This window comes from Acinetobacter sp. YH16031 (genome assembly GCF_013417335.1).
Lineage (GTDB): Bacteria > Pseudomonadota > Gammaproteobacteria > Pseudomonadales > Moraxellaceae > Acinetobacter.
Genome location: NZ_VPED01000001.1, coordinates 196,501 through 223,368, shown reverse-complemented (window position 1 = coordinate 223,368; position 26,868 = coordinate 196,501). Strand labels below are relative to the sequence as shown.

Genomic DNA, 26,868 nt, shown 5'->3' with positions numbered 1-26,868 from the left:
TCGGATAGTCAGAAGGGCATCAAGCGTGATTACATGAATACGGGATAAAAATTTAGGTCATGAAATCATGTACAGTCAGGTACGGAGTGAGAATTATCGGATGAATATCGATCATTCTCCTGTCTTTTTAGAAAGAAGAATGGACACAAACTTGATCTCGAGTATTCATTTTTTTAGAAGCTTTTCATCGGTTTTAGTCTTTCCATGGGCTCGATGTTTTGCTAAAAATAACAAAAACATAAATGAATCTTAGGCACGTATTTCATACTATGCTGAAATACCGAAGTATATAAGTTTGTATGCGATTTAAAGAGATGCTCCGTTTGAAAATTCCAGGTGGATGCTGTCTTGCATATAACAAATAATAAATAGTGGATATTTATGCAAGATCTTTTCAAGACTAAAAAATTTCAGCTTGAGACTGAGTCCAGTTGGAAACATCTCTGGTCCAAGCCGGTATTTGATTATCTACATTCCGATCATTTTGATGGTGAGCGGTTTAAGAATCTGGAGCATCATTCGCTCGAGCAGAGTCGCTTTGACTTGTATAAATGGTTATTCACCAGAAAATCCAGAACTTGGGAAGTAAATCTGGAACAGGAACGTGCCGAGTTTTTTTCACGTCCGCGTGCTTTACCACAAAATCGGCCGGAAGCCACTTTAGATGACTGGCAAATCTGGTTTATTGGGCATGCTACCGCTCTGATCCAGATCGGGCCGTATAATTTTCTGACTGATCCGGTCTGGTGTGAATATGCCAGTCCTTCTGCATCCCGAGGGCCACAGCGCGTCATTCCTGCTGGCATTGCCCTGGATGAACTGCCGCATATTGATGCCGTATTGCTCAGCCATAACCATTATGATCATATGGATCTGGCGACCTTGGCCTGGCTGCATCAGACCTATCAAATGCCGATCTATACCGGCCTTGGCAATGGCTGGTACCTGCCTAAAGACTATAATGTCATTGAAATGGACTGGTGGGAAAACGCATTTTTTGAAGATATCCAGATTGTCTATTCGCCAGCACAGCACGCTTCAGGACGTGGAATGCGTGATCAGAACTGTGCATTATGGGGCGGTTTTTCCTTATTGAATGGCAAGGATCATTGCTATTTTGCCGGGGATAGCGGCTATGCGCCGCATTTCAAGGAAATTCGAAAACGCCTTGGGCCACCACGAATTGCGCTGTTGCCGATCGGTGCCTATGAACCACGTGAACTGATGCGCAATATTCATATGAATCCGGAAGATGCTTTTCATGCCCATCAGGACTTAATGGCACGTTGCTCAATGGCGATCCATTATCGGACCTTCCAGCTCACTGATGAAGCACGTGACCAGCCTGAAAATGAACTGCAGCATATTATCCAGCATTCATCCAAGCTGATTAACCCGTTTTACTGTATTCGTGAAGGCAAACGGATTATTGTCTAAGGGCTTAAGATCACTCCTGTATAACGATTGAGTCGTTAGCTAGCATATAGAGTAGCTCTCATTTGTATAGGATTAAATCCTATGCTGAAGGGTACAGGTGCCAATCGTGGTGGAAACAAGCATGGTATACTGACTGATCGGGTGGGTATGTTGAGCAATGATTTCTTCGTGAATCTGATGGATATGAAAAAGATCTGGGTACCGGTAGAAGAACCTTTTTGAAATCCGTGACCGTCAAACACATGACCTGAAATGAACTGCAATTCATATTCCTAATGCTTTAATTTAACACCAATAAAAAAACCACCCTCGGGTGGTTTTTTATTCGCTCAGTTCAAGCTAAAAAACTTAGAGAAAGCTTGGTAGGCTTTTAGCTGGATCAGTTGCTCGAGCCATCTGGGCATCAGCTACGCTCATCCCAAGAGCTTGAGCAATACCTTCACCATAGGCGGGATCACAGGCATAACAGTTACGGATATGACGGTACTTGATGAAATCAAGCGCATCACCCATTGCGGCTGCGGTATTATTAAATAGAGCCTGTTTCTGCTCATCATTCATCAGGTTGAACAGGGCACGTGGCTGGCTGAAGTAGTCATTATCATCTTTGCGATAATCCCAGAAATCTGCATCACCCGTGATTTTGAGAGGTGGCTCTCTGAATTCTGGCTGTTCCTGCCACTGGCTGAAACTGTTCGGCTCATAATGCGGCAATGAACCATAGTTACCATCCATACGGCCCAAACCATCACGGTGATTTGAATGTACCGGACAACGTGCGGCATTGACCGGAATCTGGGCATGATTCACGCCCACACGGTAACGTGCAGCATCCGCATAATTGACCAAACGTGCCTGTAGCATACGGTCTGGTGAATAGCTAATACCTGGCACCAGATTGCTTGGCGCAAAAGCGGCTTGTTCTACGTCCTGGAAATAGTTTTCCGGATTACGGTTCAGCTCAAATTCACCTACCTCAATCAGCGGATAATCACCTTTCGGCCAGACTTTGGTCAGGTCAAACGGGTGATAAGGCACTTTCTCGGCATCTGTTTCAGGCATGATTTGAACGTACATTTTCCATTTCGGATAATCGCCACGTTCGATTGCATCAAACAGGTCGGTTTGACTGCTTTCACGGTCTTTAGCAATTAGCTCTGCTGCCTCAGCATCAGTCAGGTTTTTGATACCTTGCTGGGTACGCATATGGAATTTTACCCAAAAGCGTTCATTTTGGGCATTGATAAAACTGTAGGTATGACTGCCGAAACCGTGCATATGACGATAGCCGGCTGGAATCCCACGATCGGACATTACGATGGTAACTTGATGTAGTGCTTCCGGCAATAAAGTCCAGAAATCCCAGTTATTGGTGGCGCTACGTTTATTGGTTTTCGGATCGCGTTTTACTGCTTTGTTTAAGTCAGGGAATTTGCGTGGATCACGCAGGAAGAATACCGGTGTATTGTTACCGACTAGGTCCCAGTTACCTTCTTCAGTATAGAACTTCAGGGCAAAACCACGAATATCACGTTCTGCATCAGCTGCACCGCGTTCACCGGCGACGGTCGAAAAACGGGCAAAGAGTTCGGTTTTTTTACCGACTTCCGAGAAAATTTTTGCACGGGTATATTCAGTAATGTCATTGGTTACGGTAAAGGTACCAAATGCACCTGAACCTTTTGCGTGCATACGGCGCTCAGGAATCACTTCACGAACAAAGTTAGCCAGTTTTTCATTCAGCCATAAATCTTGGGCCAGCAATGGGCCACGGCTACCTGCCGTCATACTGTTCTGGTTGTCGACTACAGGTGCGCCAGCTTCAGTAGTCAGATGGGTGACAGGGCACTTTTTCATATCTTGGCTCATATTTCTCTCCAAGCGTTAAGAATTTTATTCGTTATTCCAGCATTCAAAAAAATCATCTATAAGCGCAGGAATAACATTAGAGGCTTTATTCCCAACAGATTTTTAATTAAGTGAGTGGTTGAATTGGGTGTTTTGGCAATAAGTTTTGTTTTTCTGTAACTTCAGAAAATACTGCCTAAATGAATAAAAATTAAGTCATTGAAAATAAATAATCTAATTTAAACATAAGATATTTCTAGAAATGTGACAATGTTAAAATGTGTAAATATCTCACTCAATCGAAAGTAATTAAATAATAAAATCAAAGCTTAAGATGTTTTCTTTAAATCAGAAAAATGCTTCAATATTTTTTTTATTTTTTATAAATTGTTGAGTAAGTTATTAATTATATAAATATTTTTAAAGTAGCTAGATTTAAGATTAAAATGTAAAGATTAAACAGGTAGTTAAATCAGCATTCTCTTGCTCACAATTTTCTGATTTTTACAGCAAGAATATCTACCAAATTATCTATTTTCTGGAAAATATTTAAGTCCTGATCTGCTTGAAAATTGGCCAGTCGCCCTTATAATCATTTCACATCCCGAGCGGATCATTTCCTTAGTCCAAATTAAACAGAGAGCAAGATGGCAAAGAAAAAAGCTGTAGAGGCAGTCATGCCAAACTTCGTGGCCAAACATATGCATGAAGTCAATAAAAGCCAGGTTTTTGTAGACCGGAAGAAAAATGCAAAACGTGGTTATACCAAGCACAAACAAGGGCGATATCAACAAGATGATCGCCCTTTTTTATGGGCGGCTTAGGGCGGCCAGGAAGAAGTAGGTCTGTTTTGGACAGGAGCTGACTTTAAGGGATTCTGGCGGGTATAGTTAAAAGATGAATTTCTTTTCGAAGAATGCGGTGAAGTCCGCCGGGTGGTTGAAGAAGCTTCTTCGGGAAACATATTTTGAAAAAAACGGGGCAGGGTCGCAGAACTCGAAGATCTATTTGGATCAGCATCAGCCATAGGCCGGGTTTGCTGAAAACTGGCAAATTTTCCTAGCTGTTGCCGATACAGTTTTGCGGCAATGACCGATGGATCATTCTTGCCTAAACGCCGTTGCTGGGTACGAGAAATTTCAATTCCCCATAAGGGACAGGCTTTAGGACGTTCAGTTTCACGGATATACTGATGACTGGTACTTGTGTTATTACGACCACGAGAAGATGTATATCTGGATTTTTGCGAACGTAAGGCCGGTGCAACAAAAATAAAATAAAACGCTGCAGCCAGCATAAGCAGGATAAGCACAAATTCCATAAGTACCTCGACAGATGCAGAGGAACCTGGAAAAGTTCCTCCTTAAGCGCTGACCATACGGGTGGTGGATTTCACCATATCTCCTAAACCATGTGTTCTAAAATAATGCTCCATCCAGCTTTTTACCATGAGTGGATTGTCCAGTTTTAGTACATGTTTGAGTAATTCCTGTGCATCAGGCATCGGTACATGACAAATCGTTTTTCGGACTCTCAAAATATTGCTAGAACTCATGGACAGGGTATTGAATCCCATGGCCATTAATAGTACGGCCGATAGAGGATCACCGGCCATTTCACCACAGATACTGATCGGTTTGTTATTACGGTGACAATCCTCTACCAGACGGGTCAGGGCACGCAGGATCGCTGGATGTAAGTGTGAATAGACATTGGCCACACGTGGATTATTCCGGTCTACAGCAAGTAAATACTGGGTTAAATCGTTAGAACCGACCGAAAAGAAATCGACCAGTTCAGAAAACTCATCAATCTGATGCAGTACGCTTGGTACTTCGACCATAATTCCGATTTGCGGCTTGGTAATTTTGACCTGTTCTTCTTCCTGAACGGCATGATGATCTCGTTCTAACAGATACAGTGCTTCTTCAACTTCACTGACACTGGTCACCATCGGCAACAGGATATGCAGATTGTTCAGACCGATACTGGCTTTCAGCATGGCGCGAATTTGTGAAGAGAAGATTTCAGGATGATCCAGCGTGAAACGAATTCCGCGCCAGCCCAATGCTGAATTTTCTTCTTCAATCGAGAAATACGGCAGGTCTTTGTCTGCACCAATATCCAGTGTTCGCATCACCACCGGTTTATTGGCAAAGTGACTCAGCTGCTGCCGGTAAATGGCGCGCTGTTCCTCTTCACCCGGGAAGCGATCACGCAGCATAAAGGGGATTTCAGAACGGTACAGGCCGACACCTTTGGCACCACGCTGTACACCGCGAACCACATCAATCATCAGGCCGGTATTTACAAACAGACGTACAGCGGTACCATCTGGCGTAATCGCGTCTTTAGTCTCGTACTGGCGTAAATCCTTAGCGATCTGTTCTTCTTCTTTCTGAATCTCTTTATAACGGGTACGCAGACGGCGTGGTGGATTAATAAAGATGCGGCCCTGATGTGCATCGACAATCATCTCGACGTCATCCAGGGTATTGATTGGCAGTTCAGTCACACCCACGACAGTCGGAATACCGAGTGCGCGTGCCACAATCACCATATGTGAATTCATAGCACCTTCAGTGGTGACAATCGCGGCAATCTTATCAACAGGCAGTTCCACCAGTGCAGCCGTTGAAATTTCTTCACCAATCAGGATGCTTTCATCGGTCAGTTCGCGATGGCTTTCATCGGCTTCCTGTAATTTGGCCAGAATACGGCGACCGAGGTCTTTCAGATCAGCGACACGTTCACGCAGGTAATCATCTTCCATCTGGGCAAACTGCGCCACATGGTTATCAATCACGATGCGAACCGCACCTTGTGCCCAGTGACCATCACGAATCAGTGCTTTAATCTCCGATGGCAGGGCATTTTCATCCAGCATACGCAGGAACACACTGAACAAAGCACGTTCTTCGGCCATCAGCGCATCCTGCATCTTGTCATCCAGGAACTGAATTTCTTCACGTACCGAATTTAAGGCATTATCCAGCAAAGCCAGTTCTTCGCTAATATCATCCGCTTCACGATCCGGAACAGCGCCCAGATCTGCAGGTGGATAAAGCACAATGGCACGGCCGAGTGCAATACCGCCAGAACCCGATACGCCCTGGAAGGTTTTATATGCCGGTAAATTATTTGGCTTGCGAAATACATCAATATTGCCGACTGCATGGGCGTGAGCGATTACGCCCGAAAGCTGGGCACATAGCGTGACCAGGAACGATTCAGCCGCTTCACTAAAATCTTGGGATTCTTTATTTTGGACAACCAGTACGCCCATGACTTTACGGCGGTACATGACCGGAACGCCCAGAAAGGAATTATAAATTTCTTCGCCCGTTTCCGGTAAATACAGAAAACGATCATGCTTAGGGGCATTGTCGAGGTTAACGATTTCCTCTCGTTGACCCACCAGACCAACCAGGCCTTCACTGGTATGTAGAGAAACATGACCGACAGCTTCAGGCTTCAGGCCTTTAGATGCCATTAACAGATAACGCTGGTTGCGTTCATCGAGCAGATAAATGGAGCAGACATCCACATGCATGGCCTCAGCGACCTGATTGACCATAATATCGAGTGATTCATGCAAACTGGTAGACGCATTAATCTCTTGGACAATGCGTCTCAGGGTATCCAGTTGCATATTCGACATGGGAGCTGCTCCGTATTTTTTTAGAAGTCCGGTAATTTAGTTTATTTATAACAATAGCCGAGCAAAAAATCTGCACATGCACGCGATTTTTTTAAGGTTTTTGTTGTGGTAATTGCTGACAGAGTTCAATCATGGCCTTGCGATAAACATCGCGTTTAAAATTCACCACTTGGCCTAATGGATACCAGTAACTGACCCATTGCCATTGATCAAATTCGGGCGGATCGGACAGATCAAGTTGAATGTTCTGTACGGGCGCCGTCAGTTTGAGTAAAAACCACTTCTGTTTTTGACCGATACATACCGGATCTGAATCCGTGCGAATGTATCGATACGGCAAACGATAACGCAACCATCCTTTGGTCTGCGCGATAATCTGGACGTGTTCAGGCAGTAAGCCAACTTCTTCTCTCAGCTCACGATAAAGTGCCTGCTCAGGGGTTTCTCCATATTGGATACCTCCTTGTGGAAATTGCCATGCATTATGACCAATGCGTTTTGCCCATAAAACCTGTCCAGCATCGTTTGCCAAAATGATCCCGACATTCGGTCGGAAACCTTCTGAGTCGATCATTTGGCTACCTAAAATTGTTTAATTTATGCCTTTGCTTTCGGGGAATATTATTTCTTTATCCAACTCGAAAAAAAGCAAAGTTTAAAAATGTTAAAATTGCTATGATCTTAACGAATTTCTATCGACTAGCGGAGATAGATTTACAATTTTTTTCTTAAATTTCAGTTTTTACGAGTATTTTCATGAAATTGGCGCTATTTGATCTCGATCACACCCTGTTAAACACCGATTCGGATCATTCCTGGGGGGAATTCCTGGTCAATGAAGGCTTGGTGGATCCCGTTCATCACCGCGCCATGAATGACAAGTTCTATGAGGACTATAAAAAGGGTCAACTGGATCCCTATGCCTATAATGAATTTGTGTTCCAGTTTTTGACCCAACATGACCATGATTATCTGACCGAATTACATCAACTGTTCATGCAAAAAGTCATTCGCCCACAGATGCGTCCGGAAGGTTTTAAGGCCATTCAGCGCCATAAAGATGCAGGACATGCAATTGTCGGCATTACTGCAACTTCAGACTTTATTACCGCACCGATTTTCCGTGAATTTGGGATTACTGAAATTATTGCCACCAATGCTGAAATCATTGACGATAAATATACCGGTAAGGTGACCAATATCGCCTGCTATCAGCAAGGTAAACTGACGCGTCTGGAACAATGGTTGGCAGGTCGTGACGTGACCGAGTCTTGGGCATATTCAGATTCAATCAATGACCGTTTTCTGCTGGAACATGCGGATCATGCCATTGCTGTGAATCCGGATGATCGTCTGGAAGCACTGGCCAAGGAACAGGGCTGGGAAATTCAGGACTGGTCGATTTAAGCAATTTTTTCGATTTAATCAGGCACAACTTCGGTTGTGCTTTTTTATAAGCAGAAGAGGGTACTTTTTGACATGCCCGTTACTGAATAAACATGCTATGCTCAGAACAAATAAAGCAAGTCGACAATAACGATAGCAAGCGCCGAGGTAATGAAAATGACCCAAGTTAGACCGCGTATGACTCATTTATTTGCACAGTTAGGTCTGGATTCGAGTGCAGAAGGGATTGCCCAATTTATTCATGAGCATCAATTACCCAAAGATGTAAACCTGATGGAGGCACCGTACTGGTCAGATGCGCAGCGCCAGTTTCTGGCTGAAAAAATTGCTTCAGATGGAGAATGGGCCATTGTGGTGGATCAGCTCAATGAATCTCTGCATGAAGATGCTACCAGTGGGATTGAATAGCGAACAAAAAAGCCAATCAACTGATTGGCTTTTTCATTTTGGAATTATCGTACCCTTTTCCATAAAGTTACTTGGGACAGGGTATGTTGATATTTACGGGCTGTTTCCCGAATCACAAAAGGCACATCCACAGGTTCGTCTAGCATTTCAAAATGTGGGGTGAGTAAAACTTTGATGCCCTCTAAGGTACTCAGGTTTTCTCCCGCCTGCTTAAATCCGCCGATCCATTCACTGCGTGCTGTATGTTCTTCCAGCCAGGTATAAGGCGAGGCCAGCATCAAAATGCCGCCCATATTCAGCCGATTATGAATCTCACTTAGAAAAGCTTTAGGATGATGCAGACGATCGATCAGGTTAGCTGCCAGAATAAAATCATAATCTTTAAACTGCGGTTTCAGGTTGCAGGCATCGCCCTGATAAAACTCAACCTTATTGGCAACCTGTTCAAGTCCAAGTTCTGCCAGTGAGCAGGATTTATATTCCACCAGTTCACCCTCAACAGGAATGCTATAGCGCAGGGTCTCTCCTTGCGCCAGCACCACACCTTGCTGAATAAAACGGGCTGAAAAATCCAGACCTGTGACCTGATCAAAATCCTGAGCCAGTTCAAAGCTGGCGCGTCCGGTGGCACAACCGATATCCAGCGCTTTATAGCATGGAATGTTTTGAAAATAGGGACGGGCCAGTTGAATGAGGCTTTGGGCAAAGTTTGGAACAGCAAAATATTCTGCTCCATACTGGAATTCCAGATATTGGGAAATCAGCTGATCACTTTCATATTGAGAGTGAAACTGCGGTGATGTCTCTTCCGCGGCAACATAACGAAAACCGGCATGCTGGAAAAAATGTCGCCGGAACGCATAGCGTGAACTGTGCAGAGCTTCATTGCCGCCTGAAATCCAGGCACCGCCTTTAATCAGATGATGTTGGCCATCGAAGGTTGGGGTACTAAAATCATCATAGAAGGGATGGACTTGAAAGCCTTCGAAAGGATAAATCGGGGTCTCGGTCCATTGCCAGACATTGCCCTGAACATCATAAAAATTGCCATGCTGAAAATGATCCACTGGGCAAGAGTTAGGGCCGTATTTCAGTTCAATATTGGCTTGCTCAGGACTTGGCAATTTTGGATCCAGTCCTGAAACTGCATATAGTCGATACCATTCATCTTCAGTGGGCAGACGAATGGATTCTCCGGTCTGTGCTGATTTCCAGTTACAGAAAGCCTTGGCTTCATGATAATTCACTTCGACTGGCCAGTCCCAAGGCATCGGAACTTCTTCCAGCATTAATCTTAATGACCAACCCAGTTCAGTCTTGACCCAGAAGGTAGGATGTGTGGCTTGAGAAAATGCCAACCATTGCTGGCTTTCTTCAGTCCAGTAGTCAGCTGTCTGATAACCTTTTGCTTCCACAAAGGCTAAAAACTCCTGATTGGATACCAGATATTTAGAGGCTTCGAATTCTGCAATTTCGGCATGATGGTGGCCGTATTCATTGTCCCAGCCATAAAAAGCATGTTCGAAATTTTTATGTAAATTGACCTGACCTGCCGGTACCTTTACCAGACTATTTTCAGGTGCAATACCGGTAATGACATTGGCACGCCACTGCGGATGATTTTGTACATAACGTAACTGATGCTGGCGGATTAAAACCGAAGACGTTTCCAGATGAATCCGTTCATGCTCAATGCCCATGATGATGGTCCACCACGGATTGTGCCAGTTTAGTGGAAGTTGTAGCGGCGCATGTTCTATCACTTTCAAGACCAGGGCACGTACCTGATGCCGGTAATCACGTACCGCCTGAATGCTAGGCCAGTGATAGTTCTGTTCATCCAGATCATCCCAGCTCATTTCATCTACACCAATCGCAAATATGCTTTCCATATGCGGATTTAAACGTTCCGGAATCAGTTGAGCCAGCAACAGCTTATTGATAAAAAAAGTGGCAGTATGACCAAAATAAAAGATCAGTGGATGACGTAAGGCAATCGGTTTGACATAAAAGGCTTCTTCATTTTTCAGACAGTCAAACAGTTGCTCATAGGTGTCAAAGGTATTTAGAAAATAATCACGTAATACGGCACGCGCTGTCGGTTCATCTTCAAAATCAAGGTTGGGAGTCGGGTGTAGCGTTGGTTTAAGCGGTTTCCATAAACCCATTTCTTCGAGCAGGTCATGAGAAGAAGATAATAAAGTTTTGGAGTCAGAAGATTTGATCTGCATTCTGTGCTTCCTTGAATACGTTTTAATTTTTCATCTTCAGGAAAATGAATTTGATACTTTTAAAAGTACTTGAAAGGAAGCAACTGATGCGATGTATTTAGGTAACAAAATGCTGCATCGATATTGATGCAGCAGAGAAATGTGAAAATTAATTTTAAATTGATGGACCTTGCATCAGTTGAACCAGTGCTTCAGCCGCCTTCGATTGAGTACGACCCGGATGCCAGACCATACCGAGCTGACGGTTCATCTCCAGATTCAGATCCAGTTCTTGCAGGTCATGATTGACCAGGGTTTTGGGCAAGACTGACCAGCCTAAACCAATCGAAACCAGCATCCGGATGGATTCAAGCGGGTTATTGCTCATGGTCGTTTTCGGCTTGATGCCCTGCTTTTCAAACTCGGCCATCGTAATCTGCGTGGTATAGGTCTGCGCAGAAGGCAGCAGGCTTGGGTAATTCACCAGATCTTCAAGAGACAGGTTTTTTTGTTGAGCCAGTGGATGGAATGGTGCGACCACAAAAACCAGAGGATCATTCCAGATAGTGACATATTTCAGGCGTTCATCACCATGCGGTGGCAAGGTCAGGAAAGCCAGTTCCAGATCACCGGCAATCACCTGTTCATGTGCCTGTTCAGAATCTACAAAATGTACATCCAGGGTCACATTCGGATATTGCTGTACATATTCACGTAGATGGCTCGGTAAATGATGCAGGCCAATATGATGGCTGGTGCCAATTTTCAGTTTGCCTTGTACCTGACCCTGTTCATGACTCAGGGTGTAGTGAATATCACCCAGCTCGTTCAGCCAGTTTTTTACTTTAGGCAGCAGGGAATGTGCTGCATGAGTGGCCTGTACACCACGGCCCGCAGATTCAAATAATTTCACCCCAAAATATTCTTCCAGACTGTGAATACGTTTGGTCACAGCCGGTTGGGTAATAAAAAGCTGATCTGCAGCCAAAGAAATCGAACCTGTTTCCATGACTTTTACAAAGGCTTCAAAAGCTGCGAGATTCATCTTGATCACCTATAAAGTTTTTTTATGCTTAAGTTTATTATTGTAATAATTTAAGAATAAATCAAAGTAAAAATATAGAACTATTGGTTTAATGTTGAATTAATACACATTTTTAAATGTTTTATTTTATGTCATAAAAAAAGCCACCGAGGGTAGGTGGCTCAAAGAGGAAGATCGACAAAAAATTATGCGGTGATTTCCTCATCCTGTTGCTGGCTTTTTGCTTCCCAGATTTTCTCGTGGAAGAAGAAAGCAACTGCCTGTACAGTCGGTTCTAATAAACTCAAGGCAATCGCCATGGTTAAACTGCCTGTGACAAAATAGCCCACTAACATCGCGACAGTGATGTGCATGATGTAATAGCTAAATGTCTTTTTGAACATGCGCTGATTGTTGTCTACGAAACGTTGAATATGTGCCATGTGGATCTTCCTCAAAACAAATGATCTGTGCCGATGAGGAAATAATAATAATTCTCATTTAATTTGTAAAAACGAATATTTTTAATAAAACGATCGGAAAATTAGATTTATAAAAAGAGAGCTAAACCATGATTTAATTTAAGTTTTAAAAGATTCCAAAAAGTTTTTTAACTAATAAAAATGATAAATTAGATTTATGTGAATGCAGCGATATAATCAAAATTAGCGAAAGAATTTACCCAGTCCAGTGGAGCACATCGACATGGCAGGCGAGACCCAAACAGCAAAAACATTATACGATAAGTTATGGGATGACCATTTAGTAAAACAACGAGATGATGGTTCAGCTCTACTTTATATCGACCGTCATTTATTGCATGAAGTGACTTCGCCACAAGCCTTTGAAGGCTTGCAACTTGCTGGCCGTAAGCCATGGCGTTTAAGTGCCAATATTGCGACACCTGACCATAACGTACCGACCTCTAAAAAAGAGCGTGAGCAGGGCGTGGCTGGGATTGAAGATGATACTTCACGTATCCAGATACAAACCCTGGATGATAACTGTAAGACGTTCGATATTGTTGAATTTGATATTAACGATATTCGTCAAGGCATCGCGCACGTTGTTGGTCCTGAGCAAGGCTTAACCTTGCCAGGTATGACCGTTGTATGTGGTGACTCACATACTGCAACACATGGTGCATTTGGCTGCTTGGCACACGGGATTGGAACATCAGAAGTTGAACATGTATTGGCAACCCAATGCCTGGTTCAGAAGAAAATGAAAAATATGTTGGTACGCGTTGACGGTAAATTGGGTCAGGGCGTAACACCGAAAGATGTGGTTTTAGCCATTATTGGTAAAATCGGAACTGCGGGCGGTACAGGTCACGCGATTGAGTTTGGTGGTCAGGTGTTCCGTGACATGTCGATTGAAGGCCGTATGACCGTGTGTAACATGGCAATCGAAGCGGGTGCACGTGTCGGTATGGTCGCAGTCGATGAAAAAACCATTGAGTATGTTAAAGACCGTCCATATGCACCGAAAGGCGAGCAATGGGATCAGGCGGTTGCGTACTGGAATACTTTGCACTCCGACGAAGGTGCTCACTTCGATACAGTTGTAGTGTTACAAGGTGAAGAGATTGAACCGCAAGTGTCTTGGGGGACTTCTCCTGAGATGGTGATTCCGGTGTCTCAAGCGGTTCCAACTTTGGAACAGGCCAAAGATGATGTACAGCGCAATGACTGGAACCGTGCTTATCAATATATGGGCTTAACTGCAGGTCAGCCTTTAGCAGATATTCAGTTAGACCGTGTATTCATCGGTTCTTGCACCAACTCACGTATCGAAGATATTCGTGCTGCGGCTGAAGTAATCAAAGGCCGTAAAGTGGCTTCTAGCATTAAGCAGGCCATGGTCGTTCCGGGTTCGGGTTTAGTGAAACAGCAGGCAGAATCTGAAGGTTTGGACAAAGTCTTTATCGAAGCTGGTTTTGAATGGCGTGAACCAGGCTGTTCTATGTGCTTGGCAATGAATGCTGACAAGTTGCAGCCAGGCGAACATTGTGCCTCAACTTCAAACCGTAACTTTGAAGGTCGTCAGGGTAATGGCGGTCGTACCCACTTGGTGAGTCCAGCCATGGCGGCGGCGGCAGCGATTGCCGGTCACTTTGTTGATGTCCGTTCATTTTAATTGGTACGCAGGAGCAAAAATATGAAAGCTTATACCGTTGAACAAGGTATTGTTGCACCCTTAGACCGTGCCAATGTCGATACAGATTTAATTATTCCAAAACAGTTTTTGAAATCGATCAAACGTACCGGTTTCGGTGAAAACCTGTTTGATGAATTGCGTTATTTGGATGAAGGTTATCCGGGGCAGGACAACTCGGTTCGTCCGATTAACCCGGACTTCGTGTTAAACCAGCCACGTTATCAAGGTGCATCCATCTTAATTTCTCGTGCTAACTTCGGTTGCGGTTCAAGCCGTGAGCATGCGCCGTGGGCATTGAATGAATACGGTTTCCGTACTGTGATTGCGCCAAGCTTTGCTGATATTTTCTTTAATAACTGTTTTAAAAATGGCATGTTGCCGGTAATTTTGCCGGAAGAAACGGTTGATCGGTTATTTAAGGAATGTGCAGCAGCTGAAGGTTATCAGTTAACGATTGATCTGGAAGCGCAGGAAGTTCGTACACCAAATGGCGAAAGTTTCAAGTTTGAAGTGGACCCATTCCGTAAGCATTGTTTGTTAAATGGTTTAGATGATATTGGCTTAACTTTGCAGGCAGCAGATGATATTCGTGCCTACGAAGAAAAAACCAAACAATCACGCCCATGGGTATTTGCTGAAATTCATTCATAAAACAGCAAAAATTGTCATGGCATGACTGCGAAGGCCTTGCTAATATCAGAAGATTATTAATTTTTTTGATAGGTTAATACAGACATCATGGCAACGTATTGGAAACAGTGGCTTGCTCTAAGTGCAGTATCAGTGCTGATGACCGCGTGTCAGAGCATTGATACCTTCAAACTTAAACATGCCAAAGAAGATGCAGAAAGCAAATCCAATGCCTTGATTTATTGTGCAGGCACACCGGATTGTCAGTTTGAACGTTTAAACCGGACCATGATTGTGGATGAGTCCACCAAGCGAATCAGCCCAGAAGCGCTGGATCAGCGTCTGGTTCGTTTGCAGGCCAAAGACCTGAAACAGGATAATCCGATTTATTTATCTGTACCGGAAGGGCAGCATGAACTGGTGGTGCGTTTCTATCCGATTAGCAAGGATAAGGCTGAAACCTTGCATCTATTCCAGCAGTTTAAGGCGGATAAACGCTATACCCTGAAAATGTTCCGTGACCGAAATGCACGTAGCACCAGTTTATTAAATGCCTCTGCACCTGATCCATTGTGTGTGGACCTGTTGCAAGAGCAGAAAGTGATTCGTCGTTTTTGCAAACCGTATAATGTCATCAATGGCATTGCAGAGTTTGTAGAAAAAAAAATTTAACCTAGTCAGGTGGATGCCTGACCTTATAAATGGAAAAGCTCATGTCTAAACAAATTTTGATTTTAGCTGGTGACGGTATTGGTCCTGAGATTGTAAAAGCCGCAGAACAGGTGCTTACACGAGTTAATGAAAAATTCAATCTGGGTTTAACATGGGAACAAGGTCTTTTAGGCGGTGCTGCGATTGATGCACACGGTTCACCTTATCCAGACGTAACGTCTGAACAGGCGAAAAAAGCAGACGCAATTCTGCTCGGTGCTGTAGGCGGTCCAAAATGGGATACGATTGAGCGTTCAATCCGTCCAGAACGTGGCCTGTTAAAACTGCGTAGTGAATTGAATCTGTTTGCGAACTTGCGTCCAGCGATTCTTTATCCGCAATTGGCTGATGCTTCTAGCTTGAAACCGGAAATTGTCTCTGGTCTAGATATCCTGATCGTACGTGAATTGACTGGTGGTATTTACTTCGGTCAGCCACGCGGGATCCGTGAACTGGAAAATGGCGAAAAACAAGGTTTCAACACTGACGTTTATGCAGAATCTGAAATCAAGCGTATTGCCAAGGTTGCGTTCGAACTTGCTGGTCTGCGTGGTGGTAAAGTATGTTCAGTCGATAAAGCCAATGTACTTGAAGTGACTGAGCTTTGGAAACAGACCGTGACTGCACTGAAAGAAGAGCAATATCCAGACATTAACCTGTCTCATATGTATGTAGACAATGCTGCGATGCAGTTAGTACGTGCGCCTAAGCAGTTTGATGTGATTGTGACTTCAAACCTGTTCGGTGACATCCTGTCTGATGAGGCTGCAATGCTGACTGGTTCAATCGGTATGTTGCCATCAGCATCATTGGATGAAAATGGTAAGGGTATGTACGAACCTTGCCATGGTTCTGCACCAGATATCGCAGGTCAAAACTTGGCAAACCCATTGGCAACCATTCTGTCTGTAGCCATGATGCTGCGTTATACCTTCCGTGAAGAAGCTGCAGCTAAAGCGATTGAAGATGCGGTAGGTAATGTTTTAGACCAAGGTCTGCGTACGGCTGACATCATGTCTGAAGGCATGACTAAAGTGGGTACAGTGGAAATGGGCCAGGCAGTTGTGACTGCATTGAACTAATTATTCAGTATTTCTATATAAAAAAACGCAGCCTTGAGCTGCGTTTTTTTATGACTGATTTTGATTAACAGGTTCGACCCGTAAGGCTGACAGAAGTTGCAATATTGTCTTTGAGCAAAAAGGTAATCTTGCATTGCAAATTCACATCATAACCTGATGCAGGACTCACAGTGACTGGAACCGGAACTGTGCCTGTACCTGCTGCCGGAAATTGGGCAATCGGTAAGGGAACGGTCACAGGACGTTCCACGACATAGCTGAGCTGTTGAGAACTGAGTTCAGGTTCACTGATTTGCTGATAACCCAAACGTTTCAGATCTAAATTGCGATCAATATACTGGCTGCTCTGACCAATAAATTGTTGTAAATAAGCTTCACGGTCGGTCTGGCTGATTGTGGGTGTCTGTGCACACCCTGACAGACCGAGCAACAGGATGCTCAAGCCCAATACTAGAGAAGTACCTTTGCTTAACAACATCACATCACTCCTACTCAAGGAACGCTTAAAAACAGTGTAGTAGCAAAGTGTGGGAGGAACTGTTGTAATTTATTATTAGACAAGACAGGAACAATCAGGCAGTTAGATGTTAGCTGTAGCTGTCAAATTCAAGACAACTTAGAACGCTCTTATATCCACCTCAAAATGAATAAAAAGCAAAAATGAATCTTAACAGGCACGTCCGCTATATTGCACGGATTGGGCAATCCCTTGTTCTAGCTGAAAATGAATCTGACAGGACATTTCAACCTGATAACCCGGGCCGGGTGCAGTTGCGAGTCGTACAGGAGCACCTATACTGACACTTTGCTGAATGGCCGGTGTTCCCAGTGGCAGTTCAATGGTGCGAAGTACAGTATAACTCAGACGTTTTTCTGTTTGTACAGGTGCTTTTGAGGTCTTAAAACCAAGTGCAGTTAAATCCAGATCCTTGCGAATTGACTCTGCAGATTGGCCGATATATTGCTGTAGTTGCTGATCTAGCTGCCGTGATTTTATCGAACTTGTAGTGGCGCAGGCACTCAGGCTGATTCCTAGGATCAGAGAAAGCAAGATTTTTTGCATGAATGATTCACTGTTTTTATTAGAGGAAAAATAGAAATTATTATCTTCGAATGCAGTATAGGGAATGTGCAGGGGAATTGATATAAAAGAAAAGGCAATAAAAAAGCCACTGGATAAGTGGCTTTTGCTTCCGCTAAAACTTAGCGCGCACGGTATGTGATACGACCCTTAGTCAAATCATAAGGAGTCATTTCGACCTTCACGCTATCGCCAGTCAAAATACGAATATAGTGTTTACGCATTTTACCAGAAATATGGGCAATTACTTCGTGACCGTTTTCTAAACGTACACGGAACATAGTATTAGGAAGCGTCTCGGTGACAACGCCTTCGAACTCGATGAGTTCCTCTTTATTGGCCATAGCCTACCTGAATGAATAAATTGGAAAGGCGCAAATTATAGTCAATTTTTTCGCAAAACACAAGGTGTAACGGGCGTTAGACTGATCATCTGTCAGTAAAATAAGCGAAGTATGAGTTTAAACTTTTTAACTAAAAAGCGTGTGGTATCTGTTGTCAGTTTGGTCAATCACAGTTAATCTAATTTCAATCTTTTTAAGTATAAATGAAGTACATACAAGGAAGGTTTTTGAGTGAGTCAGCTAACGGATGCATCAGTCGTATTGCGTTTAGGCTATCAGGCGATTCGTCGTGCAGGTTTGCCAACAGAAGAACTTCTGACAAAAGCAGGAGTCGCTTTAAATCAGGTGGAGACCAATGACCGTACTCCACTCAGTGCTCAGTATGCCTTCTGGGTTGCCGCAGAAGAGGTCAGTAAGGACCCAGATATCGGATTGCATCTGGGTGAACATTTGCCACTTTATCGCGGACAGGTGATCGAGCATCTGTTTATTTCATCAGAGAATTTTGGTGAAGGCTTGAAACGTGCGCTGGCTTATCAGCGTCTGATCAGTGATGCTTTTCATGCCAAGCTGGTGGTCGAAGACGATCGCTGCTATCTGACCAATGGTGAGCAGCCTTTCGCTGAAAGTCTGGTCAATCGTCACTTTACCGAATGTGCGATGTCAGGTGTGCTGCGTTTCTTTAAATTTATTACCGAAGGCCGCTTTGAACCAATCTATATCGATTTCAATTTTTCCAAAGGCGCGGCAGACGAAGAATATTTCCGGGTTTATGAATGCCCGGTAAGTCTGGGACAGAAAGAAACCCGTTTGTATTTTGATCCAAGCATTCTGGATTTCCCGCTTTGGCAGGCAGAACCGGAACTGTTGCAGCTACATGAACAGCTGGCGATTGAAAAATTACAGGAACTGGCTCGTTACGATTTAGTCGGAGAAGTGCGTCGCGCAATCGGTTCTACTTTAGAAAGTGGTGAAACGACTTTGGAAACTGTAGCCGCTCAACTGAATATTACTCCACGTCGTTTACGTACCCAGCTCAGTGAGGCTAATACCAGTTTCCAGCAGATTCTGTCTGATTATCGCTGTCGTCTGGCTAAACGTTTATTGGCGAGTACAAATGAAAGTGTAGAACGTATTGTTTATCTGACTGGATTCTCGGAACCAAGTACCTTCTACCGTGCCTTTAAGCGCTGGACCAATGAAACGCCGGTAGAATATCGGAAGCGGAAGCAGCGTTAATCTTTAAAATCTAAAATCCTCCCCCAACCCTTCCTTTAATAAAGGAGAGGAGTTCCTCCCTTTTTCAAAGGGAGGTTAGGAGGGATTTAAAAATTAAAAATAATTAGCTTATTCTGGCATATTTAACCAGTATGGACCCAAAGGTACTTTGGGTAAGTCAAAATGCTCTGGATATTCAGCATGAATAAAATACAGACCGTCCGGTGGTGCGGTAACTCCGGCTGCTTTACGATCTTCTGCTGCAAAAATATGGTCAATATGGTCAACCCCATACATGCCCTGGCCGATTTCCAGTAAACAGCCCATGATATTGCGTACCATATGATGCAGGAAGCCATCAGCCTGAATATCTAGAATCAGATAAGGCCCATGCTGGATCAGGCGGCAATGACGGACATGACGTACCGGCTGATTGGACTGGCAGGCTGCTGCACGGAAACTCTCAAAGTTATGCGTGCCTTCAAATTTTGCAGCTGCCTCAATCATTTTCTCGACATCAAGTGGATAGTAAATATGCGTGACCTGTTTATGCAGCAAGGCAGGGCGTACCGGATGGTTATAGACAATATAACGATAACGGCGTGCCTGTGCTTTAAAGCGTGCATGGAAGCCATCATCCATCTCCTTGATCCATTGGATCGAGATATCCTTAGGTAACTGGCTATTTGAGCCCATTAACCAGCCTCGCTCAGAGCGCAAGGCATGGGTATCAAAATGTGCGACCATATTAGTCGCATGCACGCCGGCATCGGTTCGGCCTGCACCATGCAGAATAATCGGTTCATCGGCAATATTGCTGAGTACCTTCTCGATGGTCTCCTGAACACTGATTACGCCCGGCTGTTGAGTCTGCCAACCTCGATAATTCGTTCCACAAAACTCAATTCCCACCGCAAAACGCTGCATAATGACCTCAAAACCTGACTAATCGTACCAATGGGCATGCCATTGCTCTACCGTGTCATATTGTAAATACATTTTTAGGGCTTTTGCATAAAGATCAGCATGGCCATAACTTTCATTGAGTAGAATTTTGCAATCATGCACCCATTCAGCAATGGCATAACGCTGATCGGTGGCACCGAAAGGCACTTGAGTAGTTAAGACCGAGATACAGTCTTTGGCATAGAGCTGATTGATGAAATCTACGATATCTGGATTGACGGCCAGATTGCCGGTTCCAAAACCTTGCAGGAATAGGAAGTGGGGCGGATGGGCCAAAATATTTTTCAGATTATTGAACTGTTGAACTAAATCGATCGGCTGCATCATCAAGCTCATGCAGTTAAAATCTAGAGCTTTGGTAATATCGTCTGCCGTAACCTGATGACTTTGCTGGTTGGCCTGAATCGCGATATGAGCATCCAGACCAGTAAAGGCATTCAGCTCAGTGGTATGTTGCTTTAAGGCAGTTTGAGCATGAATCAGTTGCTGATGAAAAGCCAGATAAACACCTGCATTACACTGAGTTACTGAAGCGAGCGCAAAGCTCAGATTGTCCATGGCATCGGTAAATTCGCGTTGCGTATCGCCTTTAGCATTCAGGAGGGGATACTGGCTGCCAGTCAGCATAATATGGGCCGAATTCCCCATAAAATGTGCCAATACTGCACTGGCATAGCTCAGGGTATCTGTCCCGTGAATAATCACAAAATGTTGTATCTTCTGTTCAGATTGCAGATTTTGGATAAATTGCACCAGTTCTAACCAGTCTGTAGCAGTACAGGCACTGCTGTCCTTAATCACAGGAGCGCAGTAATACTGAATCAACGGTTGATCCGTAGCAAGCAGCTGTTCCAGTTTTGGAATAAATAAATCGGCAGACATAGGGGCGAGCGGGTCACCGACACAGCCAAAGGTGCCGCCCATATAAATCAGTGCAATATCTTTCATCATAAAAAAAGCAGCCAAATGTGACTGCTTTAGTGTAAAGGGAAATTGATTAAGATGCGATTTGATTCAGCAACTGATCGGCTTGCTGACGTTGTGCTGCTGTATATTCAGCTTCACGTTCAGCAATGACTTCACGGGCAGCTGCATAAGCGCCTAACTGGATATATTGCTGTGCCAGCTCCAGGTTGAGGTCCGCTTCATTAACTTCCATCAGCTCAGGGAAAGACTGCACCAATGGATCATGTTGATCGGTTGCTGTAGTTACTGGCGCTGTCGGAATCTCAAAATTCACCCCTGTAGAAACAGGAGCCTCTTTTACAGCTTCGACATTATCAAGTTTAAAATCTAGTCCAGATGTTTCAGTCGCAGCAGGAGTTTCAGTTGCAGGCGTTGCAATATCGAGGCTAGACAGGTCAAACTCAGTCGCAGGTTCGGCTGTTTTTTCCGCTGCAGGTGTTGGAGTGTCTAGAGAGAAAGAAAAATCTAAAGGCTGGATTTCTTCTGTAGTTGCAGGCGCTGATTCTGTTTCTAAAGATACAGATGGTTCAAGCTCAAGCTTAAAATCCAGAACCGGTGCTGACTCAGTTGCTGCTGTTGGAGCAGTCTGGGTTTCAGCAGTATTCATCTGAAGATCAAATTCAACTGAATTACCTGATACAGGCGAAGCTTCTTCCGTTTTTACTGGCTCAGCCGCTGGAATCTTCGGTTCAAAGTTGAACTCTAAGGGTTGGATATCTGGTACTGGTTCCGCTACAGTAGCTGGTTTGCTCGGTTGGAGTTCCTGTTGTAATGCATCAAATGCCTGTTCGTTTGAAGCAGGGGTGGCAACCAGATCTGCAAAAGCATCTGTGGAAGGTTTGCTTTCTTGTACAGGAGGGGTTTGTGGCTGAGCACTTGGAAAATCAATAGTATCCTGAACAGCTACCGAAGAGTTTTCGAACTCACGCTTTTTGATCTCAGCCTGAGCCAGAATATCTTCCAGTTCCAGAGAGCGAACATGGTTAATCAGCTGTGAAATCGCAAATTCATCTTTTTGCAAGATATGAATGTCGAGCAGTAGTAAATACAACTCGTGTTGAGAATTATCACGATTCAGTGCCTGATTGATTTGCGCTTCAGCTGCAAAGAAATTACGTTCCTGAATCAGACCTTCAATTTTCTTGCGTGTCTCTGCTGATAGAGGCGTTGCTGATTTTTTAACGACTCCGGCTGGCTCGACCACTTTGGTTCTTTGTGAAGTGGATTTTGACGCAGCGCCAGGTTTTTTCGCTTTTACAGTTTTAGTTTTTGCTTTATCTGATTCTTGAGCATCTTGTCGTTTTTTTACGACAATTAATACGATGATCAATATCACTAATGGAATCACATAAATCAGCATGTTTTACCCCTTGGGGATAGAGTCATTAAGTTCGCCTATCCCAATAAATCGTCATGTGTAACTTTTTAATTAATTGGCTTTTTATCTGCCTGTTGTGCTTTAAGCTGCTGTTGCAGCTGGGCAAGACGAGCATTTAATAATTGAATTCTGTGATCCTTCTGATTGAGTGCCAATTCTAATTCAGTTACGTTTCTCTGTAATTTAACGGTTTTTTCACGGGCTGTCATAACTTTTAATGACAACTCTTTCGAAGTTCGATTTTCTTTTGTGTTTGAGTTGGCAGAAACCTGGCCGGAATCACGCTGATTCTCGGCAACCAGGCTCATTTCAGCCTCATTCAGGCGATATCTAGTTTTTGCAGCAGGTTTGGAGGGTGCTTGAGCAGACTTAATTGCTGAGGCCTGTATCGGAGTTTTCGCAGTATGAATGGTCGCTAAATTAAGCGCTGCACCTTTACGCAAGCGGTTGGCATCGCCCCCAATAAAAGCATGCTCATTTTCACGCTTGATCTGCTGCATAACCTCACTCACTGGACGCTGCTGTTCATTGGCAATCCTGGAAGCAATGCCCCAAAGCGACTCATTTGACTGTACCACATAGGTCGGTTTGATCTGGGTTGAGGCGCTTGGTTTGATGGCTGTTGGCTGTGCCTGAGTTTTAGCTGCTAAATTTGGTTTGTCCTGTGCAGTGGTAGATGCCGCCTGCTTGCGTGCCTGTTGTTCTGCATATTTTTTGACAAGTGGATCACTGGACACCATCTGGTTTTCAGTGTTTGTTGGTGCAGAAACTTGCGCTGAGGCTGCATTTTTATTCGTTGGATCTACTGCAATTTCAGCTGGTTTTGTTTCAGCCTGAACTTTTGTAGCTGCAGCCTGTAAGTTTGGCGTTGCATCTGCTTGAGCCGCAGTCGTGTTGACTGCTTTGGATGGAGTATTCACTGGCGCAGTGTTTATAGTTCCAGCTTGCTGTGAGCTATGACTTGTCGCTGCTACCGCAGTTTCAGTATTAAGTTTTGTTGGGCTTGTGACTTGAGCTGCAATACTCGATGTCGGCTCATGGGTAACAGCAGCTATCGCTGTTTTAGGGATAGAGCTGGCTGATAATGCTGGAGGTGCTGTATTTTGTAAGGCTAACGGTTTTTCTGCTACAAACGAGGTGGCTGGTTTAGATTGGGCATTGGTATAGCGCGTACTCACCGGTAAGTTCAGAGCAATATCTTTTTCACTCACGACTACGACAGGCGCGAGGGGCTGTTCATTCTGTTTCAGGCTGGCCTGTAACAAATCAGTTTTAGGTCTTAATGCCGTACGGATATGCTGTAGGCGTGCTGCATTGCCTTCTTTGATTTTGACAATGATATTTAATTCACGATCAGTGACCGGGCGCGAGGAGGTAATGGTAATGACCCCAGTACCACTACTGTTGCGACGGGTGAAAAAATTCAAATGACCCGGTGGCTGATGCGATGCGCCCATAGAAATCAGGTCTTCTGGCGAGGCTAAACTTACTTCAATGGGCAAGTTAATATCTGATTGGCGGAAATTCATTTCCGCATAAAGCAATTCCCCAGGTGCAGACTGGATTTGTACCGGATCTACATTAATCGCATAAATATTTTGTGAAGCAACAATGGCTAAAATGGCAAGCTTTAATTTGTTATATACAGTCATCTGTGAGCTCAGTCATTATCGCATAGCGAAAATTATAGATTAACGGGATGTTTGTTTTTTGTAAAATACTTACGCAATAGTTACACAAAAAAGCCGATCAATAAAGATCGGCTTCATGCTTTATTTCCTGACGGAAACTTAAGAGTTTTTATAATCAATCAAGATGCGCAGCATACGGCGTAAAGGTTCTGCAGCACCCCAAAGTAACTGGTCACCTACTGTGAATGCACCTAGGTATTCTTTACCCATGTTCAGTTTACGCAGACGACCAACAGGTACAGTTAATGTGCCAGTGACTGCAACAGGAGTCAGATCAGTCATTGATGCTTCACGAGTGTTTGGCACAACTTTAGACCAGTCATTTGCATTTGCAATGATATCTTCGATCTCATCCAGTGGAACGTCTTTGCGAAGTTTCAGCGTTAATGCCTGAGAGTGACAACGCATTGCGCCGATACGTACACAGTGGCCATCAATCGGTACGATCTGCTGGTTACCGAGGATCTTGTTGGTTTCAGCCTGACCTTTCCATTCTTCTTTAGACTGGCCGCTTTCCAGCTGCTTGTCGATGTATGGAATTAGAGAACCCGCTAAAGGCACACCGAAGTTTGCAGACGGGAAGCCTTCGCCACGTTGCAATTCAGCAATTTTAGAGTCAATGTCCAGAATTGGAGAACGCGGATCATCTAGCAAGTCTTTGGTATTGTTATATAAATAACCCATGCCAGTAATCAGCTCACGCATGTTTTGCGCGCCAGCACCCGAAGCTGCCTGATAAGTCATTGAAGTCGCCCATTCCACCAGATTGTTCTGGAACAGACCGCCTAAGCCCATCAACATCAGGGAAACGGTACAGTTACCGCCCACGAAAGTTTTGGTGCCTTTGACCAGACCGTCTTTGATTACATGCATGTTCACCGGATCAAGTACGATAATCGCTTCATCATCCATACGCAGGGTAGATGCTGCATCAATCCAGTAGCCATCCCAGCCTTCAGCTTTTATTTTCGGGAAAACTTCAGTGGTGTAATCGCCACCTTGACAGGTAATAATGACATCCATTTGCTTCAGACTGTTAATGTCTGTTGCATCCATAAGTGCTGGGGCAGTCTTACCACCAAATGCCGGAGCTTCACCACCCGCATTACTGGTAGAAAAATAGAATGGCTCAAAATGAGCAAAATCATTCTCTTCAACCATACGTTGCATAAGGACGGAACCCACCATCCCGCGCCAACCGACCAGACCTACTTTCATGTCACTTTGCCTCGGTGCGTTAAAAAATCAAAAGGGATTCGAGTGTATCAAAAAGGGACGTGACTGCAAGAGCTACACAATCAAAACATCAATATTCTTGAGCGAAATATCTGCTTTATGATACATACAAAATTGATAAAGCAATTTTTCTTTTAGAAAAAATAATAACTTAGTAAAGAGTGTATCTTATGGTAGGGTTTATCCAGATCATGGCAATCGTGGTCATCTGGTTAAGTTTCTGGTCGCTGATTCCCCGAGATGAATGGTGGATTCGTGGTGCAGATTTTCCACGTTTACAGATTCTGGTGTTGGGCTTCATTGCCTTTGTTCTTTTTCTCTTGGTCGATCACCCGTGGACAGCCTTTAATCAGCTGCTTTTTGTTGGTCTGATCGCTGCTTTGGCGTATCAGCTGAAAATGGTCTTGCCTTATACCTTTGTTTGGAAAAAACAGGTCAAGCAGGTCAAGCAGGATCAGCTGGATCCGGATCGTCAGATTTCCCTGATTGTTTCAAATGTTCTGACCACCAATACTAAATATCATTTACTGATTGAACAGATCCAGACCCATCAGCCAGACTTGGTCTTAACGCTGGAAACCGATCATGCATGGCAGGATGCGCTGGCCGTCATTGAGCCAGATTACCCCTATCGGGTACCTGTACCTTTGGATAATCTGTATGGCATGCATCTGTACAGCAAACTTGAGCTGAGTGAAACCGAGGTTAAATTTATTCTGAGTGATGAAATTCCCTCGATTCATACCAAGGTCTTGTTACGTTCCGGACAGCCGGTACAGCTCTATTGTCTGCATCCGAAACCACCAAGCCCAACTGAAGCCAAAGATTCAACCTTACGTGATGCGGAATTGCTGATTGTAGGGGATCAGATTAAGGATCTGGATGAAAGCTGCATTGTGATGGGAGATCTGAATGATGTGGCCTGGTCACGCACGACACGTTTATTTCAGCGTATTAGTGGTTTGCTGGATCCGCGTGTTGGCCGACGCTATGTAAATACCTTTCATGCCGATTATCCCTTATTGCGCTGGTCACTTGACCATGTGTTTCACAGCACCGATTTTGCCCTGGTGCATATGGAGCGTTTAAAACACGTCGGATCAGATCATTTTCCGGTTTATCTGGTTTTACAAACTGGGCGGGTATTTGAGCATCATCAGGAAGAACTGGAAGAAACGGATCAGGATGATCAGGAAGCCAAAGAAGCCATTCAGGAAGGAATTGAAAAGGCAGAGAAAGAAGAGAAGAAAGTCACTGATAAGATTACGATGGCTTATAAGAATGAGGAGAAATTCTTATAGTTTTAGCTGAAAAGTGTACGATATTGCTTACAGCAGTTTCCGCTTCTTGCGAATGGGCAGTACAGAGGAATCCACGTATTCTAAGCTCATCAGCACAGGGAGTCGAGAA

The 26,868-nt window shown here is 44.1% G+C and carries 25 protein-coding genes and 1 pseudogene; 11 read left to right on the top strand and 15 right to left on the bottom strand.

Features of this window, described 5'->3' with window-relative positions; translation table 11 throughout:
- Positions 1–381: 381 nt before the first annotated feature.
- Together FTV31_RS01035 and FTV31_RS01030 are read left to right on the top strand one after the other, a co-directional pair.
- On the top strand, positions 382–1,437 hold the full coding sequence (locus FTV31_RS01035; RefSeq protein WP_034704696.1) for an MBL fold metallo-hydrolase: 1,056 nt from the start codon (positions 382–384) through the stop codon (positions 1,435–1,437).
- Between the two features lie 84 nt (positions 1,438–1,521).
- Positions 1,522–1,641 (top strand): annotated as a pseudogene (locus FTV31_RS01030) (catalase-peroxidase 2); the annotation flags it as partial.
- Between the two features lie 144 nt (positions 1,642–1,785).
- Here the strand turns inward: FTV31_RS01030 and FTV31_RS01025 are convergent.
- The gene (locus tag FTV31_RS01025) at positions 1,786–3,306 is read right to left on the bottom strand and encodes a catalase (protein WP_180012700.1); all 1,521 of its coding nucleotides are present in this window, start codon (positions 3,304–3,306) and stop codon (positions 1,786–1,788) included.
- Positions 3,307–3,932: 626 nt separating this feature from the next.
- Between FTV31_RS01025 and FTV31_RS01020 the strand changes: the two genes are divergently transcribed.
- Positions 3,933–4,109, top strand: a complete 177-nt coding sequence (locus FTV31_RS01020) for a hypothetical protein (protein ID WP_004781833.1) — start codon at positions 3,933–3,935, stop codon at positions 4,107–4,109.
- On the opposite strand, the gene FTV31_RS01015 is transcribed toward FTV31_RS01020, so the two are convergent.
- The 3 genes from FTV31_RS01015 to FTV31_RS01005 all read right to left on the bottom strand — a co-directional run bounded on the left by FTV31_RS01015 (position 4,106) and on the right by FTV31_RS01005 (position 7,520).
- Positions 4,106–4,606 carry a hypothetical protein gene (locus FTV31_RS01015; protein WP_180012699.1) on the bottom strand — a complete coding sequence of 167 codons (501 nt, stop codon included), beginning with the start codon at positions 4,604–4,606 and terminating at the stop codon, positions 4,106–4,108. The two genes, FTV31_RS01020 and FTV31_RS01015, sit on opposite strands and share 4 nt — an antisense overlap.
- A 42-nt stretch (positions 4,607–4,648) precedes the next feature.
- Positions 4,649–6,946, bottom strand: a complete 2,298-nt coding sequence (gene ptsP, locus FTV31_RS01010) for a phosphoenolpyruvate--protein phosphotransferase (protein ID WP_180012698.1) — start codon at positions 6,944–6,946, stop codon at positions 4,649–4,651.
- A gap of 91 nt (positions 6,947–7,037) precedes the next feature.
- The gene (locus FTV31_RS01005; RefSeq protein ID WP_004781838.1) at positions 7,038–7,520 is read right to left on the bottom strand and encodes an RNA pyrophosphohydrolase; all 483 of its coding nucleotides are present in this window, start codon (positions 7,518–7,520) and stop codon (positions 7,038–7,040) included.
- A 182-nt stretch (positions 7,521–7,702) separates the two neighbouring features.
- Here FTV31_RS01005 and FTV31_RS01000 point away from each other — a divergent pair, with 182 nt between their 5' ends.
- Together FTV31_RS01000 and FTV31_RS00995 are read left to right on the top strand one after the other, a co-directional pair.
- Positions 7,703–8,353, top strand: a complete 651-nt coding sequence (locus FTV31_RS01000; RefSeq protein ID WP_180012697.1) for an HAD family phosphatase — start codon at positions 7,703–7,705, stop codon at positions 8,351–8,353.
- 156 nt (positions 8,354–8,509) lie between these two features.
- Positions 8,510–8,761: a DUF2789 domain-containing protein gene (locus FTV31_RS00995; protein ID WP_005232362.1), complete on the top strand. Its 252-nt coding sequence runs from the start codon at positions 8,510–8,512 to the stop codon at positions 8,759–8,761.
- A gap of 44 nt (positions 8,762–8,805) precedes the next feature.
- Here FTV31_RS00995 and ovoA read toward each other — a convergent pair whose 3' ends face one another.
- The 3 genes from ovoA to FTV31_RS00980 all read right to left on the bottom strand — a co-directional run bounded on the left by ovoA (position 8,806) and on the right by FTV31_RS00980 (position 12,438).
- Positions 8,806–10,929 carry a 5-histidylcysteine sulfoxide synthase gene (gene ovoA, locus FTV31_RS00990; RefSeq protein WP_257227120.1) on the bottom strand — a complete coding sequence of 708 codons (2,124 nt, stop codon included), beginning with the start codon at positions 10,927–10,929 and terminating at the stop codon, positions 8,806–8,808.
- A gap of 217 nt (positions 10,930–11,146) precedes the next feature.
- Positions 11,147–12,016 carry a LysR family transcriptional regulator gene (locus FTV31_RS00985; RefSeq protein ID WP_004781845.1) on the bottom strand — a complete coding sequence of 290 codons (870 nt, stop codon included), beginning with the start codon at positions 12,014–12,016 and terminating at the stop codon, positions 11,147–11,149.
- A 185-nt stretch (positions 12,017–12,201) separates the two neighbouring features.
- Entirely contained in the window at positions 12,202–12,438 is a 237-nt protein-coding gene (locus FTV31_RS00980) for a DUF2061 domain-containing protein (RefSeq protein ID WP_159123642.1), read from the bottom strand.
- Positions 12,439–12,700: 262 nt separating this feature from the next.
- On the opposite strand from FTV31_RS00980, the gene leuC reads away from it, so the two are divergent.
- The 4 genes from leuC (at position 12,701) to leuB (ending at position 16,578) form a co-directional block, all read left to right on the top strand.
- Positions 12,701–14,134, top strand: a complete 1,434-nt coding sequence (gene leuC, locus FTV31_RS00975; protein ID WP_180012695.1) for a 3-isopropylmalate dehydratase large subunit — start codon at positions 12,701–12,703, stop codon at positions 14,132–14,134.
- 21 nt (positions 14,135–14,155) lie between these two features.
- Positions 14,156–14,806 (top strand): 3-isopropylmalate dehydratase small subunit, encoded by a 651-nt coding sequence (leuD, locus tag FTV31_RS00970; protein ID WP_034702382.1) that lies wholly within the window; start codon positions 14,156–14,158, stop codon positions 14,804–14,806.
- Positions 14,807–14,893: 87 nt separating this feature from the next.
- Entirely contained in the window at positions 14,894–15,457 is a 564-nt protein-coding gene (locus tag FTV31_RS00965; RefSeq protein ID WP_180012694.1) for a hypothetical protein, read from the top strand.
- Positions 15,458–15,498: 41 nt separating this feature from the next.
- Positions 15,499–16,578 (top strand): 3-isopropylmalate dehydrogenase, encoded by a 1,080-nt coding sequence (leuB, locus tag FTV31_RS00960; RefSeq protein ID WP_004781852.1) that lies wholly within the window; start codon positions 15,499–15,501, stop codon positions 16,576–16,578.
- Between the two features lie 64 nt (positions 16,579–16,642).
- On the opposite strand, the gene FTV31_RS00955 is transcribed toward leuB, so the two are convergent.
- The 3 genes from FTV31_RS00955 to infA all read right to left on the bottom strand — a co-directional run bounded on the left by FTV31_RS00955 (position 16,643) and on the right by infA (position 18,003).
- Positions 16,643–17,056: a hypothetical protein gene (locus FTV31_RS00955; protein WP_180012693.1), complete on the bottom strand. Its 414-nt coding sequence runs from the start codon at positions 17,054–17,056 to the stop codon at positions 16,643–16,645.
- Between the two features lie 189 nt (positions 17,057–17,245).
- The gene (locus FTV31_RS00950; RefSeq protein ID WP_180012692.1) at positions 17,246–17,641 is read right to left on the bottom strand and encodes a hypothetical protein; all 396 of its coding nucleotides are present in this window, start codon (positions 17,639–17,641) and stop codon (positions 17,246–17,248) included.
- Between the two features lie 140 nt (positions 17,642–17,781).
- Positions 17,782–18,003: a translation initiation factor IF-1 gene (gene infA / locus FTV31_RS00945; protein WP_001284370.1), complete on the bottom strand. Its 222-nt coding sequence runs from the start codon at positions 18,001–18,003 to the stop codon at positions 17,782–17,784.
- A 231-nt stretch (positions 18,004–18,234) separates the two neighbouring features.
- On the opposite strand from infA, the gene FTV31_RS00940 reads away from it, so the two are divergent.
- Positions 18,235–19,242, top strand: coding sequence for an AraC family transcriptional regulator (locus FTV31_RS00940; protein WP_004781856.1), 1,008 nt, complete (start codon positions 18,235–18,237; stop codon positions 19,240–19,242).
- A 108-nt stretch (positions 19,243–19,350) separates the two neighbouring features.
- Here FTV31_RS00940 and truA read toward each other — a convergent pair whose 3' ends face one another.
- The 5 genes from truA to asd all read right to left on the bottom strand — a co-directional run bounded on the left by truA (position 19,351) and on the right by asd (position 25,440).
- A complete protein-coding gene (truA, locus tag FTV31_RS00935) occupies positions 19,351–20,148 on the bottom strand; it encodes a tRNA pseudouridine(38-40) synthase TruA (protein WP_180012691.1) in 798 nt (265 codons plus the stop codon).
- An 18-nt stretch (positions 20,149–20,166) separates the two neighbouring features.
- Positions 20,167–21,138: an asparaginase domain-containing protein gene (locus FTV31_RS00930; RefSeq protein WP_180012690.1), complete on the bottom strand. Its 972-nt coding sequence runs from the start codon at positions 21,136–21,138 to the stop codon at positions 20,167–20,169.
- 46 nt (positions 21,139–21,184) lie between these two features.
- On the bottom strand, positions 21,185–22,513 hold the full coding sequence (locus FTV31_RS00925) for a fimbrial protein FimV (RefSeq protein ID WP_180012689.1): 1,329 nt from the start codon (positions 22,511–22,513) through the stop codon (positions 21,185–21,187).
- A 65-nt stretch (positions 22,514–22,578) separates the two neighbouring features.
- Entirely contained in the window at positions 22,579–24,183 is a 1,605-nt protein-coding gene (locus FTV31_RS00920; protein WP_180012688.1) for a hypothetical protein, read from the bottom strand.
- A gap of 138 nt (positions 24,184–24,321) precedes the next feature.
- Positions 24,322–25,440 carry an aspartate-semialdehyde dehydrogenase gene (gene asd / locus FTV31_RS00915; RefSeq protein ID WP_004781864.1) on the bottom strand — a complete coding sequence of 373 codons (1,119 nt, stop codon included), beginning with the start codon at positions 25,438–25,440 and terminating at the stop codon, positions 24,322–24,324.
- A 188-nt stretch (positions 25,441–25,628) separates the two neighbouring features.
- Between asd and FTV31_RS00910 the strand changes: the two genes are divergently transcribed.
- Positions 25,629–26,759 (top strand): endonuclease/exonuclease/phosphatase family protein, encoded by a 1,131-nt coding sequence (locus FTV31_RS00910; RefSeq protein WP_180002967.1) that lies wholly within the window; start codon positions 25,629–25,631, stop codon positions 26,757–26,759.
- The last annotated feature ends 109 nt before the right edge of the window (positions 26,760–26,868 follow it).